Raw genomic sequence first — 13,544 nt, 5'->3', positions numbered from 1 at the left:
AGTACGCTTAGCCTGTTAAACAATCTTAATGTTTTTTCGCCCGGCCTCTCATTGAAGCCGCTGACCGCCGGGGTCCCGGAACTAACCGAGGTCGAGCTTCTGGATCCTCTCACCACCCGCGTCGAAATGCTGGGGAGGCTCGCTGCCCTGGAAAGTGCCAGCGAGCACCCGCTGGCGCAAGCGGTGATTTCAGCTGCGGCCGCCTGCCGGGTGGCGCCGGGGAGGGCGGCGCAGGTCGAGGTTCGGCTTGGGAGCGGCATCAGCGGCACGGTGACCTGGAAAGGTGCCGCCGCCAAGGTGCGGGCGGGAAACGCCGCATTCGCCGGTGAGCATGAGGGGGGTGAGGATCCGGGGGGAGAGGGTGCGGTGGTCTACGTCGGCTGGGACGGGAGGTTGCGGGGAAAACTTCATTTCGCCGACGCGCTCCGCGGCGATGCCGCATCGTCTCTGGACGCGCTGCACCGTATGGGGCTGTCGAGCGTGCTCCTGTCGGGGGACCGGCTTTCCTCCGCGCAGGCCGCGGCAAGGAGGCTTAAGATGCACCGGGTTGAGGCGCCCTGCGCGCCCGCCCGCAAACTGGAGTTCATCGCCGGCGCCATCGCCCGGGGGAAGAAGGTAGCCATGGTGGGGGACGGGGTGAACGACGCGCCCGCCCTCGCCGCGGCCCATACCGGAATGGCGCTGGGGACCGGGATGGAACTGGCCCGGATGGCGGGAAACGTGGTGATCCTCTCGGGGCGGCTGTCGCAGATCCCCTGGCTCATCGAGCTCAGCCGGCGCGCCGGGAAGATCATCCGCGCGAACCTCGCCTTGAGCTTCGCCTACAACGCGGTAGCGCTCGCGGCCGCGGCTGCGGGCCTGCTCCACCCGCTTCTGGCAGCCGTCGCCATGGCGGTCTCCAGCCTCACCGTGCTGGGGAATTCGCTGCGCATAGGGGCCTTTCCCGACCCGTCACTCCCGTCCCCCGAAGAAGGGGAAACCGGGCCGGCCTAGCCTAAGAAGGTGCCCCCGGCGCTGCCGCTCCACCCCCCGCGGTAGCGTTGCCGTGCTGATGCAGGTGGTTTTCCGGCGTGAAGAACTGCTCGACGGTTTCCGCCGTCACCGGGCGCGACACCAGGAACCCCTGGATCTCGTGGCAACCCTGATCCTTGAGCTTCTCCAGTTGGTCCACCGTCTCCACCCCCTCCGCGACGATCTGCATGTTCAGGCTCTTGGCCATGGCGATGATGGCGGTCACGATCGCCTGGTCCTCGGAGCTCTTCATCATGTTCAGGATGAAGGTCCGGTCTATCTTCAGCGTGTTGATGGGGAACCGGTGCAGGTAGCTAAGCGAGGAGTAGCCGGTACCGAAATCGTCCACCGAGATGGTCATACCCAGTCCCCTCAGCTCCCGCAAAAGCTCGCAGGTGTACTCGTCGTTTTGCATCAGCGCCGATTCCGTGATCTCGATCTCGAGGAGCGCAGGTTCGAGCCCGGTCGCGTCCAGCACCGAGAAAATCGCCTCCTTCACGTCCTGGCGCTGGAAGTGGTAGGGAGAGAGGTTGACCGCCACCCGCACCGAGCCCAGGTTTTGCTCCTGCCACTTCTTGGCCTGGGTGCAGGCGGTACGCAGGACCCAGTCGGTCAAATCCGCGATGAGCCCGCTCTCCTCGCTCAGCCGGATGAACTTGTCCGGCGCCAGCATCCCAAGCCTCGGGTGCATCCAGCGCACCAGGGCCTCCACCGAGGTGACGTTTCCCGTTAGGAGGTCCACCTTGGGCTGGTAGTGGAGCACGAATTCCTCGCGCTCCAGCGCAAGCCTCAGGTCCGACAAAAGCGTCACCCTCTCGTTGGCGTGCTCGTTCATCTTCTTGTCGAAGAGCTTGTAGACGTTCTTGCCGCAGGCTTTCGCGTGGTACATGGCGATGTCGGCATTCATCAGCAGTTCGTCCACCGTCTTGCCGTCGTGCGGGAACAGGGTCACCCCGATGCTCGCCGTGACGTAGATCTCGCTTTCGCCCAGCTGGAAGGGCTTGGCGAAGAGCGCGTTCAGTTTTCCCGCGACGATGGCCGCGTTGTCTGCGTTCATGACATTCTGGGTGAAGATGGTGAACTCGTCCCCCCCAAGCCTGGCCACGGTGTCGCAACTGCGCACCACGGACGAAAGGCGGCTCGCCACGTCGATCAGCAACAGGTCCCCGGTGCGGTGCCCGAGGGTGTCGTTGATGTCCTTGAAGTGGTCCAGGTCGATGAAGATCACGCTCAGCACCTGCCTGCTCCGCTCGGCCTGGTACAGGGCCTGGGCCAGCCGGTCGTAGAACAGGGTCCGGTTGGGGAGCCGGGTGAGGGGATCGTAGTGGGCCAGCTGCTGCAGGTGCGCCTGGCGCTGCCTTAGGATCTGGTTGCGCTCCTCGATCTCGGAGAGCATCTCGTTGAAGCCGTCGTAGAGAAGCCCGATCTCGTCGTCGGAGGGCTTCGCCACGCGGATGGCGAAATTCTTGCTGGCCGAGACGTCCTTCATGGAGGAGAGAAGGTCCAAAAGCGGCCCGGAGATCATCCGCTGCAGCCTCGCGGAGAAGAAATAGGCCGCGATGACAGTAGCCAGCATGAACAACAGGGTCACCATCACGGTCCAGCGCAGGTTCTTCTGGAACTCGGCGGTGTCGGCATGGATGACGACGGTCCCAACGCGCTCATAGTCGAAATAGACCGGCTGCACCAGACAGTCGAATCCGGAGAAAAGCGAGCTCCCCTGGGAGCCTCTTCTTATCTGTTCCACGGCCGCGAGCACGGCGTCCGGCGTGGCGGAGGGACCCAGGCGCTCCAGCGGGAGTTCCGCGTTCCCCGCCTCCGGCGCCACGTGGCGCGCGAAGATCTGCCCCTCGCCGGTCAGGACGTAGACGGCCAGGATGGAGCGTTTGGCCGCAAGGGGAGTGATGGTGCGCTGCGCGGACTCCGGGTCGTCGAAGACGAGCGCCGAGGCTGTGTTGGCGCCGATGATCTCCGCCAGCGAGACCAGGTCTTCACGCTGCGCGCGGTACAACCCCTTGGCCTCCCTGGCGAGGAAGAAAACGGACGCCGCCAGCAAGGTGCCGCAGCAGCTGAGCATGATGATCAGCATCAGCTTGCGCTGCAGCGGCAGGTTCTTCACGAAACAAAATCCCCGGCGGCTCATTGGTCACCCTCTCTTATCACGCGGGCGAGCTTCAGCAGTTGCGAACTGATCCTGACCCTGGACTGCTGGGCCGCTTTCAGGTTGATCTCGAAGCGCACCCTTCCTTCGTTTTCCACCAAGCCGATGATCCCGCCGAAGCGGGCGAAGTCCGGGATGTCGCTCACCGTCAGGACGCCTCGCCGGCGCACCTGCTCCAGGACCCCGGCGACGTACCTCTTCTCTACCCCGCTCAAGACCAGAACGTGACACTCGGAGAGGTCATCTCCAGGCGCCACCCCACGCAGCGACAGCGGGTGCCCCAGCACCGTCTTACCCTCGTACTGCTCCAGGGCCTGAGTGAAGGGTCCGCGCCCCATGCTGCAGAGTTGCAGCGGAGCGCCAGTGCGGGGGAAGGATTCCGCCGGCCACTCGACGTACTTTGCCATGTTGACAACCATGGCCGCCTTCACCTGGTACTCCTGGGCCCCCTCGGCCCTAGTTTCGAGCGAGACGACCAGCAGAAGCGAGAGCATTACCAGGAATAAGCGCAGTCCGGCGGCCGCCGGTATGAGATGTCGGTATGGAAACAGGGCTCTTCTCCTCTTAGAAGCGGCAGGTGGCCTGAACCCTGAAGGTCCTGCCGTCCTGCGCGATCACGCTCTGCCTGTGATCGGTGGTGGCCGGGTCGTCGTAGCGCCGGTCGAAGAGGTTGTAGATGGAAAGAGAGGCGTCCAGCCAGGGGACGAAGCCGGTGGAGAACAAGGTGGCGTTGGCGATAAGATACCCCGGCGCCACGGCCTGGACCCCTTCGTGGGAAAACTCCCGGCGGGCCGTTCCCTGCAGCTCGAGCCCGGCGAACAGCTCCTTGCGGTACAGGGGCGCGGTCAGGTTCAGCTTGGCCAGGTGCCGCGGCGAGTAGTCCAGCCGCTGGTCCTTCCCCTCGTCGCGGGCCGAGACGAAGCTGTAGCTGGTCCTCGCCGCGTAGCCGCTGCTCCACTGCCCCTCCACCTCGAATTCCCCTCCGGTCGCCTTCACCCGGTCGGCGTTTCCGAAGGAGACCTGCCCTGAAGGGAGATCCTGGTAGCTGATCAGGTTGTCGATCTTGTTCTGGAACAGGCTGAGGCTTGTGCGCAGCACGTCCCCGAGGTACTGCTCGTAGATCAGCTCGGAGGTCCTTACCGTCTCGGGCCTAAGCCCCGGGTTGGCGGCGTTGGAATCGAAGACGTCGTTGTAGCGGAGCTCATAGGCGTTGGGGGCACGGAAGGCCTTGCCCTGAATGTACTTGAAGACGCTCCCCTCGACAGGTGTGTAGATGACCGCAACCCGCGGGCTCGTCACGCCGCCGAAGGTCTGGTAGTTGTCGTGGCGCAGCCCCACGTTGACGATGAGCTGTTCGAACAGGCGCAGCTCCCCCTGCCCGAACACCCCCCAGAAAAGGTCGCTGCGGTTGTTATCCAGGCGGCGACCCTGGGGCACAGCGTCGTAGTTCGGGAGCTTTTGGAAGCTGTCCCGGAAACTGGTGCCGGCGGTGAGCTGCAGGCGCGGCAGTATCTGGCGGCTCGCCTGGACCTCCGCCCCCCACCAGCGTGCCAGGTGGTCGTCCCGGTTCACGTAGCTCGCCGGATAAAAGCCGGGATCGTCCGGGCCTTTTTCGTAGGCGAAATCCCCCTTGAAGCGGTACTCGTCGTAGAAGACCCGGGCGGTGACGCCGGTCCCTTCCAGCGCCTTGTCGTACCTGAGGTCCAGATAGCCGCGCCGGTCGATGGAATGGGTCCGGGGATCGTTGAAGATGGTGTCGAACGAGGCGGTGGGGACGCGCTTGTCGCGGGAGACGAGCGCGCCGGTCAGGGTGAAATCCTGCAGGCGCCCGGAAGCGAAGAGGGAATAGTTCCGGTCCCGGTCCATGTCGCTCGCGATGCCATTGTTGGTCGCGGGGTCGTCGAACTGAGGGTAGAAGAGCGAGGCGTTGCCGCGGCTTTTGTAGGTCGATCCGGAGGCCACGAACTCTCCGCCGTCGAAGCTCTTCCCGTAGGTCAGGCGCCCTGCCCCGGTGTGCTGGCTCCCCGCGGAAGCGGCGACCTCCGCCCCCTCGATCTGCCGCGCGCTGCGGGTGATGACGTTGATGACGCCGAAGAACGCCCCCGCCCCGTAGAGCGAGGAGCTCGGCCCGCGGATGATCTCGATCCTGTCGATGAGCGCCAGGTCGAGTATGAACTCGGTCCCGATGGCGGCCGTCTCGTAGATGACGTCGTTGATCCGGTGCCCGTCGACCAAAAGGAGCACGCGTGTGTTGTAGTCCCCCGGACGGTTGAAGCCGCGCATCCCTATGTAGCTGTAATTGCGGTCATAGCTGGTGAAGAAGCCGCGGCTCGACCTCAGGACATCGGCCAGGGTGCGCCACCCGTAGTGCCTGATCTCGTCGGCGGTGATCACGGAGACCGAGGCGGGCGCCTCCGTCACCACCTGTTCGAATTTCGAGACCCCGTACACCTTCTCGACCTTGAGGCTGGTCAGCTGTTCCAGATCCATTTCACCCAGGTCAGGAGCGGGAGATTCCCCCCCCTCCTCCTGCGCGTAGGCAAAGGGCGCGCCCAGCGTGGCAAGAAGAAAGACACCCGTGACTAGGTGGGAGATGCATTTACGCATCCATGTCCTCCTGGCGGAACCGATTTCCGGTGGCTACCCGCCGCAAACTCAAAAGATTCAATCTCAAAGAGGCGCTCACTATCTTAGTTAGACGCCGATTTGTCAATTGTTCACTTGCTGATTGCAACATTTCGTCAGGCAGTATTGGCAATGACAAATTATCAGTTCCGCCGTGTTGTGCCTGCAGCTGTGACAGGTCGCAGATCACGAGGAACTTTTCGGCAAATTCCGGTTGTGAATTAGGGGGATTTTCAGTGAAAGGGAATTTTCGGCAGGAATGCATCCCGAACCGGGAACCGGTGACAGAAAAGGCCACCCAATTGAACCGGGTGGCCTTTTACTTTCCATGAGAAGAACAGCTTCTACTTTAGGCGGGGGTGTACTCGGCGGCCCCGATCTCGGTCAGGTAGAGGCGGACGGCAACGGAGAACTTCTCTCCCGCCAGGGGAAGCACCTTGTCCAGGATGGCGGTCGCCAGCTTGTTCTCGGCCGAGGTCCTGGGCCCTACGCTGCGTGCCAGGACGATGATCCTCAGGTCCGCGCCGACGTCGCGGGTGTTCGCCAGCGAGAACTGCAGCGAGATCTGCTCGGGCTTCAGGATGGCGATCTTCGCGCCGCGCACCTCCAGAAGCTCGGAAATGATGGCAGGGAGGCTCCCCGCCAGGGCGTCGAGCACTTCGTCTGTGACATTGGCCTTGTAGATAACCGACACGTTCATTTTACTTTCCTCCTTTTTTCTTCACGGTCCCTTGCTGCACCGTCAAAGCATAAAGAAAAAGGGACTCACAGCAACCGCTGTAGTCCCTTTCGAGTAAATGGCGCGCCCGGAGCGATTCGAACGCCCGGCCCCAAGATTCGTAGTCTTGTGCTCTATCCAGCTGAGCTACGGGCGCAAACTAAAGATCTGGTAAGGGGCCCTGGGACCCCTCGGTTTTAAATGGCGCGCTCGGAGAGATTCGAACTCCCGACCTACGGATTCGTAGTCCGTTGCTCTATCCAGCTGAGCTACGAGCGCAAACTATGTCAACTGGACGTCAGGTAATCGACCAGTGTGAAGCCATAAAACGGATGCTGGAACGCATGCGTGGTGGGGTAAAGCGAGAAGAGCCAGCCCTTGTAAATTTCCTTCGCGTCCTCGCGGATCACGATCTGCGCCGCCGGATTCACCAGTTCGTTGGACTGGGAAGTGAGGGTGGTCCCCTCCATCACGAAATGCGGCAGGAAATTTTCCACTCTGAGCGTCAGGTTCGACCCGGGGAGCTTCAATTCGCTTCCCACCTTTAGGGTGTACACCTGCCGCTGGTTTTGATGCTTGTCGGAGACGGCTATTTGCACCGCCTTCCATTTCCGTCTGACATCCTCGGGGACAACGACTACAGTAGGAGCCTTTGCCGGTTGGGGCAAAGACGCTGCCGGCTCTTGTTTCTGCTTCTCGTTGCAACCCGTTGTGAGAACAATAGCGACTAGAGATGACAAAACCAGCAGTTTCATCAATCGCTTCACCAAGACCTCCGGGTTTTTTGCTGCGACTGCCTTGCTGCCTGCTGCAAAAAAATGGCGGAGAGCGAGGGATTCGAACCCTCGATACCGGTTTCCCAGTATACACGCTTAGCAGGCGTGCGCCTTCGACCTACTCGGCCAGCTCTCCGTTTCAAACTACTACTGCTTTTTTTGCCGCTATGACTACATTTGACTTACTGCAAAAGCGATGGCGGAGGAAGTAGGATTCGAACCCACGGAACTTTCGTTCAACGGTTTTCAAGACCGCCGCCTTCAACCACTCGGCCATTCCTCCAAAGCCTAGCTGATTCTCTCTGCCCCGCCCATGTAAGGCCTGAGCACCTCGGGGATCAGCACCGAGCCGTCTGCCTGCTGGTAGTTTTCCAAGACCGCCACAAGCGTCCTGCCTACGGCGAGTCCGGAGCCGTTCAGCGTGTGGACGAATTCGGGCTTGGCCTTCTCTTCCGGACGGAACCGGATCCCGGCGCGGCGCGCCTGGAAATCTTCGAAACAGCTGCAGGAGGATATCTCCCGGTAGCAGTTCTGTCCCGGCAGCCAGACCTCGATGTCGAAGGTCTTGGCGGCGGAAAAACCTATGTCGCCGGTGCAAAGCTCCACCACCCGGTAAGGTATCTGCAACCTGCGCAGCACTTCCTCGGCGTGGCCAAGCAGCTTCTGCAATTGCTGGTAGGAATCCTCGGGGGAGGTGAACTTGACCAGTTCCACCTTGTTGAACTGGTGCTGCCTGATCAGCCCGCGCGTGTCCTTGCCGTAGGAACCGGCCTCCTTGCGGAAGCAGGGCGTGTAGGCAACGTAGGAAATCGGGAGATCCGAGCCCTTCAGGATCTCGCCGCGGTGTATGTTGGTTACCGGTACCTCAGCCGTGGGGATGAGAAAAAAATCGACCCCTTCCATGTGGAAGAGATCTTCCTCAAACTTGGGCAACTGCCCGGTCCCGGTCATGCATTCCCTGTTTACCATAAAGGGAGGGAGCATTTCAATATATTTGTGCTCCTCGATATGCAGATCCAGCATGTAGTTAATGAGAGCTCTTTCCAGCCTCGCCCCGGCCCCGCGGTAGAGGGTGAAGCGCGCTCCGGCGAGCTTCGCGCCGCGCTCGAAATCGAGGATGCCTAACCCCTCGCCGATCTCCCAGTGCGGTTTCGGCTCGAAGGGAAGAGTCGGAACCTCGCCCCAAGTGCGCACTACGACGTTGTCCTCTTCGGACTTGCCGATCGGGGTGGTCTCATTGGGGACGTTGGGGACGGTGAGAAGGAAGTTCTGCAGTTCCTCTTCGACGTTTCTAAGCGATTCGTCGATCCCCTTGATCTGCTGCGAGACCTCGCGCATCTCGGCCTTGCGGTCGGCTGCCTGGCTCTTGTCCTGAAGGCGCGCGATCTCTTCGGTCACCTTGTTGCGCAGCGCCTTGAGTGTCTCGCTCTGCTGCAAAAGCTCGCGACGGCGGCCGTCCAGTTCCTTGAAGAGCGCAATATCAACGCCTTCGCCTCTGGTCTTGAGCCGTGCTTCTACAGTTTCCAGGTTTTCGCGTATGTATCTCGCGTCGAGCATGTGTCAGCGCCTTTACATTCAGATCACCAAAGCTATACTGTCTAACACTCAATTTTCAGTTAGTCAACCGTTTTTTGCGCTCCCAGATACTCATCCTGCATTTCCACGAGGAGGTCACCTTGCCAAGGCTCTTCGTCGCCATCGATCTGCCAGAGGAAATAAAAGCCTCTCTGTCACAGCTCTCCTGCGCTGTACCGGGCGCCAGGTGGGTCTCTCCTTCGGAAATCCACCTCACCCTGCGCTTCATAGGGGACGTGGAGCCCCAGACAGTTGCGAAGATCAAGAAGGCCCTGTCCGGGATCCAGTTCACCTCTTTTCACCTGCGGGTCGCCGGGGTCGGCCACTTCCCCCCGCGTGGGCTCCCCCGCGTGCTCTGGCTGGGGCTGGAGCCGCGCCCGGAACTGATGGAGCTGCAGCAGCGGATCGAAAGCGCGCTGCTGCAGGCAGGGGTCCCGCCGGAGGAGCGCCCGTTCTCCCCGCACATAACGCTGGCCCGCCTGAAGGCGACCCCGCCCGCCGCGGTCGCCTCCTTCGAGTCGCTGCACCGCGCGCTCGACTACCCCCCTTTCCCGGTAAGGGAGTACATCCTTTATTCCAGCGTCCTTACACCAAAAGGCGCGATTCACCGCAAGGAAGAGATCTACCGCTGCAGCGGGGAAGCCGCCTCGCCGTCAAGGTGACCCGGGCAGCGCCAAGCAGCAACATATGATTCAGCACTCTCCCAATCGTCCCTCCACTGTATTTAACGCCCCTGTCCATAGCATTGTCGGACTCGACCCCATCAGGAAAGGCTTTCCCTGCGATTAGGCCACCAGTCATCAAGGTATCTCATATTGCCATAAAAATTTTTACTGTTACAGTTCCTATGCTTATGCCTTTATTTGCCATGGCTGTGTCAGACTGGCCGGCCTTATGTAACAGCGGAGTTTTTTATGGAGCATGACAAGTGCGAGGAGTACTACCTCGAAGAGGACATAAGTGTCCACATCTTCACCGCCTCTGCGGCGATGGTCGGTGTTTGTCTCACGGTAATTGGCCTGGTACGCGTATTCATCACTATTAAAGGGGTAAACACTCTCGCGGACGATATTTTGTCCGCTGCATCCCTCGTATTTCTGACCTCATGCAGCCTTTCCTACTGGGCACTAAGAACAAGAAAACGACGGCGCATGCATAAGATAGAGCGGTTAGCCGACGGCGCTTTCATCTTTGGGCTGATCTTGATGGTGTCAGTCTGTGGGATTCTCACCTATGTACTAGAGACAGTTTGACCCCTGGGTCATTCCACCACCATGGGCCCCTTCTGCAGCCGCTTATAGTAGAAATTCTGGCCGTAGAGGACGGCTGCCGGGTTATGGCCGGTGACCCGGTCCTTCACCACAAGCGTCGTGACCGGCGCTTCTGAATGCTTGTTGAACAGCATGTCGTGCCCGACGCAAAGCCCCACGATGACGTTCATGTCGGTCTTCATGTCGTTGCAGATGCGCGCCTGGGCGATCGGGTTGCAGGCGGGCTCGAAGGTCCCGGGCCTAACCTTGTCGCTTTCCGCCAGCCCGAACTCCTTCTTGTCCAGGCTCCCCGCCTTGCAGCAGACGCTCAGCGGCGTGAACCCCTGCGCCTTGAGGATGGCTGCCAGCCGGTCGCTCTCCTCCAGAAGGCCGATGCAGGTGGCTATGCCGATGCGCTGGTATCCCATAAGTTTCGCGAAGGCGATGGTGTCCTCGACGCGGGTCCAGCGGGCGTTGACCGCATCGCTGCCGGGTATGGGCTGGTAGCAGAGCCCTTCCACCCGGGCGGCGACGAAGGCCATCTTCGCGTCGTCGCCCGCTCCCTGCATCATCTCTGCCGATTCCGCCACTATTGCCGGGTAGCTCCCCGCCGGGCAGTTGCCGGGGCGCGGAGGGGCGGTGTTGGGATCGCCGCTCCAGCAGTTGGTGGTACCGCTTTTCTGCCAGACGGCGCTGCAACGTGAACAGGTTACTTCCGCAGCTTGCTCCTTATCCATGAACCCTCCTTTGTCACCCCTTGGCGGGGCGCTCTTCCTGGGCCAGCACGTAGGGGGAGACGATCAGGCAGAGAAAGCTCTTGCCGCTGTTGGCATCCCAGGCCTTTATCTGCTCCGCGGACGGCTTGGAGAGGACTCCCGACAAGAGCCAGCGCTCCACCGTCTTGACCTCGTCGTTCGCCACCGCGGCTGCGACCTCGGCCAGATCCAGCATGTGGTCGACGATGATGACCCCGCCTCTTTCCAGGTGCGCCCTCAGCGACATCCAGTCCGTGGTGTCGATCTTCGTGGCGAGTTCTTCCTTGGTTGCAGACATCTCTAGCTCCTCTACTCGAAAGATTTTCTGAATTCCGCGACGGTCTCCCGCAGGGAAGCCACCTCCGCGCGCAGCTCCGAGAGCTCCTGCTCGAGCCGCGCTATCTTCTCGGCGTCGGCGCCTGCGCCGCGCACGTCGAGCTGCGCCGCAAGCTCCGAGAGGTCAGGCTCGCCGCTGAAGAGCTGGCAGTAGCGCGGCTCCTTGCGCCCTGGCTGCAGCGGCAGCTTCGCCACCAGGGAAGGGGTCCGCTCCGCCAGGTCTTCCAGTACCGATTCCACCTCGGAGAGGTCCGCGAACTTGTGCATCCGCTCCCCCCGCCCCCTGAGCTCGCCCACCGTCTGAGGCCCGCGCAGCAACAGCTCGCAGAGAACGGCCAGCTCTGCCGGGGAGAAGCGGAACTTCTCGACCAGGGCGTGACGGTACTTCGCCACCCGGCCGCCGCTCCCCGAAACCAGCGCGTACTGCTTGAACCGCAGCGTCTCGAGCGCGCGGGTCACCTGGGACTCGTCCAGGCTCAGCACAGGGTCGCGGTTCGACTTCTGGTTGCAGGCGTTCACCAGGGCGTTGAGGGAAAGCGGGTAATACTCGGGAGTGGTGAGTTCCTTCTCGATCAAAGAGCCCAGCACCCGCAGTTCGGTGCCGTCTAGCGTCGCGTCCATGAGCCGTACTCCTTTTTGTTCTGGAATTGATGCCGCCTCGCGCCGGGGCCGCCGCGGCAGCCTTGCCCGGATAGAAGACGAGTGGGAGAGTAAAACGCCCCGGCGCCCGGTGGGCGCAAATGCCCTCCACCGAGAGCTCGTTAAAATTACTCGATTCTTGAAGCCGGATCAACGCTAAAAACGGGAAAAAGAGACGTCTTCCTACCGGGCGAAGGGAAGAAGACCTTTGTGTTGTATAACATCATTATATTTGTTATGGTAGCGCCATCTCGCCCTGCAGCCGGGGACTACCGATCACAGGAGTTTACATGCCCCCCATCATGGACCTGCCGAAAATCAAAAAGACGATCAGGATTTTTGCCGTCGCGCAAGGCGCGCTTATCGCACTGCTCATTTTCATGGCCGTGCTTTTCCAGCAAAGGCTCCAGCTGCTAGGGAGAGGGGAGCAGTTCATGAGCGGCGTCGTGGCGGCGTTCGTCATCGAGCTGCTGCTCTTTTACCCGATCTTCAGGTTCGCCGGCAAGGAAGCGGAGCGTGACTTCTCGCTCATCGGAAGGACGCTGAACCAGGAGGAGCTCAAGTCCTTCACCAAGCAGAAGCGGTGGGCGGACGTCATCAAGATGGCCGTCTTCGGATTCTACTTCATCTTCATCCTGGCGCTGAAACCGACGACCCCGACCCTGGTGCTGAGCGTCATCTACTACAGCTTCGTCCTCACCATCATCACCTACCTGCAGTGCTACAACTTCGCGGCGCGTAAAAGGAGCAAGGGGCTCGGAAACGCCTGACGCGGCGGCTACCGCTACTTCTTCGATTCCGCCGACTTCCTGCGCACCTGGGCGATCCGCTCTTCGGGAAGCCCCAGCCACTCCAGGAAGCTCTGGTGGCCGGTCGGGTTCTCCCGCTCGAAAAGGGTGTGCCAGTGCCCCATCTGTTCGTCGTCGAGCCCTATGGACCTGAACCTCGAGGTCCATTCCTCCACGGTCACTTTCCGCTTCTTTTCATGCTTTTCTTCCATGGCTCTTCCTCCTTTTTCCGACAGGTTGCCCCTCCCATACACCGAGCGCTGCAAAAAAGTGAATTGTAAACACAGATTTTACTGGACTACCGGGCACGGTCACACGTACCATCCCCCGATAGCATTCAAATATCCAAAGAGAAGGAAATAAAAGCAATGGCAACTGCAAAACAGGGCGACAAGGTACTTATCAATTACACCGGCAAGCTGGAGGACGGGTCCGTTTTCGATACCACCATCCAGGAAGCTGGCTGCTGCGAAGACGACAACTGCGGCTGCGACGACGACGGCTGCGGCTGCGGCGAGACCGGCCCGCTGGAAATCACCATCGGCAACGAAGACTTCTTCCCGCAGATCGAAGAGGCGCTGGTAGGGATGGCACCGGGCGAGAAGAAAACCGTGGTGATCCCGGCCGAGGACGCCTTCGGCGAGTACGACGAGGACGAGGTCTTCACCATCAGCCGTGAGCAGCTGACCGGCGAGATCGTGCCGGAAGTCGGCATGGAGCTGGAGCTCACCGGCGACGACGACGAGCCGGTGGAGGTCGTCGTGGTCGAGGTCAACGAAGAAACCATCACCGTCGACGCCAACCATCCGTTGGCCGGCGAAGACATCACCTACGAAATCGAGCTCCTCGAGATCGTGTAAAGCAGCATGTACAATGCCGGGGAGGCGGGCCATCCGCCTCCCCCGTTTTT

General features: G+C 61.1%; 15 protein-coding genes and 4 tRNA genes. 5 read left to right on the top strand and 14 right to left on the bottom strand.

Annotated elements, in window-relative coordinates; all coding sequences use genetic code 11:
• The first annotated feature begins 51 nt into the window (after nucleotides 1-51).
• Entirely contained in the window at nucleotides 52-993 is a 942-nt protein-coding gene (locus GEOBRER4_RS00570) for an HAD-IC family P-type ATPase (RefSeq protein WP_226377849.1), read from the top strand.
• 1 nt (nucleotide 994) lies between these two features.
• On the opposite strand, the gene GEOBRER4_RS00565 is transcribed toward GEOBRER4_RS00570, so the two are convergent.
• The 10 genes from GEOBRER4_RS00565 to serS form a co-directional block, all read right to left on the bottom strand.
• A complete protein-coding gene (locus tag GEOBRER4_RS00565; RefSeq protein WP_226377848.1) occupies nucleotides 995-3,130 on the bottom strand; it encodes a putative bifunctional diguanylate cyclase/phosphodiesterase in 2,136 nt (711 codons plus the stop codon).
• 20 nt (nucleotides 3,131-3,150) lie between these two features.
• Nucleotides 3,151-3,666 carry a YfiR family protein gene (locus GEOBRER4_RS00560; protein WP_185243789.1) on the bottom strand — a complete coding sequence of 172 codons (516 nt, stop codon included), beginning with the start codon at nucleotides 3,664-3,666 and terminating at the stop codon, nucleotides 3,151-3,153.
• Nucleotides 3,667-3,736: 70 nt separating this feature from the next.
• Nucleotides 3,737-5,779: a TonB-dependent receptor plug domain-containing protein gene (locus tag GEOBRER4_RS00555; RefSeq protein ID WP_185243788.1), complete on the bottom strand. Its 2,043-nt coding sequence runs from the start codon at nucleotides 5,777-5,779 to the stop codon at nucleotides 3,737-3,739.
• Between the two features lie 367 nt (nucleotides 5,780-6,146).
• Nucleotides 6,147-6,497, bottom strand: a complete 351-nt coding sequence (locus GEOBRER4_RS00550) for a hypothetical protein (RefSeq protein WP_085814375.1) — start codon at nucleotides 6,495-6,497, stop codon at nucleotides 6,147-6,149.
• Nucleotides 6,498-6,595: 98 nt separating this feature from the next.
• Nucleotides 6,596-6,672: transfer RNA gene (locus GEOBRER4_RS00545), tRNA-Arg, on the bottom strand.
• Nucleotides 6,673-6,717: 45 nt separating this feature from the next.
• A tRNA-Arg gene (locus GEOBRER4_RS00540) sits at nucleotides 6,718-6,794 on the bottom strand.
• An 8-nt stretch (nucleotides 6,795-6,802) separates the two neighbouring features.
• Nucleotides 6,803-7,282, bottom strand: a complete 480-nt coding sequence (locus GEOBRER4_RS00535; protein WP_185243787.1) for a DUF2155 domain-containing protein — start codon at nucleotides 7,280-7,282, stop codon at nucleotides 6,803-6,805.
• Nucleotides 7,283-7,334: 52 nt separating this feature from the next.
• Nucleotides 7,335-7,427, bottom strand: a tRNA-Ser gene (locus GEOBRER4_RS00530).
• A gap of 61 nt (nucleotides 7,428-7,488) precedes the next feature.
• Nucleotides 7,489-7,574: transfer RNA gene (locus GEOBRER4_RS00525), tRNA-Ser, on the bottom strand.
• A 5-nt stretch (nucleotides 7,575-7,579) separates the two neighbouring features.
• The gene (gene serS / locus GEOBRER4_RS00520) at nucleotides 7,580-8,848 is read right to left on the bottom strand and encodes a serine--tRNA ligase (protein ID WP_185243786.1); all 1,269 of its coding nucleotides are present in this window, start codon (nucleotides 8,846-8,848) and stop codon (nucleotides 7,580-7,582) included.
• Nucleotides 8,849-8,967: 119 nt separating this feature from the next.
• On the opposite strand from serS, the gene thpR reads away from it, so the two are divergent.
• Together thpR and GEOBRER4_RS00510 are read left to right on the top strand one after the other, a co-directional pair.
• Nucleotides 8,968-9,528 carry an RNA 2',3'-cyclic phosphodiesterase gene (gene thpR, locus GEOBRER4_RS00515; protein ID WP_185243785.1) on the top strand — a complete coding sequence of 187 codons (561 nt, stop codon included), beginning with the start codon at nucleotides 8,968-8,970 and terminating at the stop codon, nucleotides 9,526-9,528.
• A gap of 252 nt (nucleotides 9,529-9,780) precedes the next feature.
• Nucleotides 9,781-10,119, top strand: a complete 339-nt coding sequence (locus GEOBRER4_RS00510; protein WP_085814378.1) for a hypothetical protein — start codon at nucleotides 9,781-9,783, stop codon at nucleotides 10,117-10,119.
• Nucleotides 10,120-10,127: 8 nt separating this feature from the next.
• Here GEOBRER4_RS00510 and GEOBRER4_RS00505 read toward each other — a convergent pair whose 3' ends face one another.
• From GEOBRER4_RS00505 to GEOBRER4_RS00495, 3 genes are read right to left on the bottom strand one after another with little or no spacing between them, the layout of a single operon-like run.
• Nucleotides 10,128-10,853, bottom strand: a complete 726-nt coding sequence (locus tag GEOBRER4_RS00505) for a DUF1847 domain-containing protein (protein ID WP_085814379.1) — start codon at nucleotides 10,851-10,853, stop codon at nucleotides 10,128-10,130.
• A gap of 13 nt (nucleotides 10,854-10,866) precedes the next feature.
• On the bottom strand, nucleotides 10,867-11,169 hold the full coding sequence (locus tag GEOBRER4_RS00500; RefSeq protein ID WP_185243784.1) for a DUF2288 domain-containing protein: 303 nt from the start codon (nucleotides 11,167-11,169) through the stop codon (nucleotides 10,867-10,869).
• A gap of 11 nt (nucleotides 11,170-11,180) precedes the next feature.
• Complete coding sequence (locus tag GEOBRER4_RS00495) at nucleotides 11,181-11,828, bottom strand: YceH family protein (RefSeq protein WP_185243783.1); 648 nt, start codon at nucleotides 11,826-11,828, stop codon at nucleotides 11,181-11,183.
• Between the two features lie 308 nt (nucleotides 11,829-12,136).
• Between GEOBRER4_RS00495 and GEOBRER4_RS00490 the strand changes: the two genes are divergently transcribed.
• Nucleotides 12,137-12,616: a hypothetical protein gene (locus GEOBRER4_RS00490; protein ID WP_085814382.1), complete on the top strand. Its 480-nt coding sequence runs from the start codon at nucleotides 12,137-12,139 to the stop codon at nucleotides 12,614-12,616.
• A gap of 14 nt (nucleotides 12,617-12,630) precedes the next feature.
• On the opposite strand, the gene GEOBRER4_RS00485 is transcribed toward GEOBRER4_RS00490, so the two are convergent.
• On the bottom strand, nucleotides 12,631-12,846 hold the full coding sequence (locus GEOBRER4_RS00485; RefSeq protein WP_085814383.1) for a MerR family transcriptional regulator: 216 nt from the start codon (nucleotides 12,844-12,846) through the stop codon (nucleotides 12,631-12,633).
• Between the two features lie 156 nt (nucleotides 12,847-13,002).
• Here GEOBRER4_RS00485 and GEOBRER4_RS00480 point away from each other — a divergent pair, with 156 nt between their 5' ends.
• Complete coding sequence (locus tag GEOBRER4_RS00480; RefSeq protein WP_185243782.1) at nucleotides 13,003-13,494, top strand: FKBP-type peptidyl-prolyl cis-trans isomerase; 492 nt, start codon at nucleotides 13,003-13,005, stop codon at nucleotides 13,492-13,494.
• Nucleotides 13,495-13,544: the final 50 nt, after the last annotated feature.

Origin of the sequence: Citrifermentans bremense (assembly GCF_014218275.1) — a bacterium.
In the GTDB taxonomy this organism is placed as follows: domain Bacteria; phylum Desulfobacterota; class Desulfuromonadia; order Geobacterales; family Geobacteraceae; genus Geomonas; species Geomonas pelophila.
This window is presented reverse-complemented; position numbering and strand designations above follow the sequence as displayed.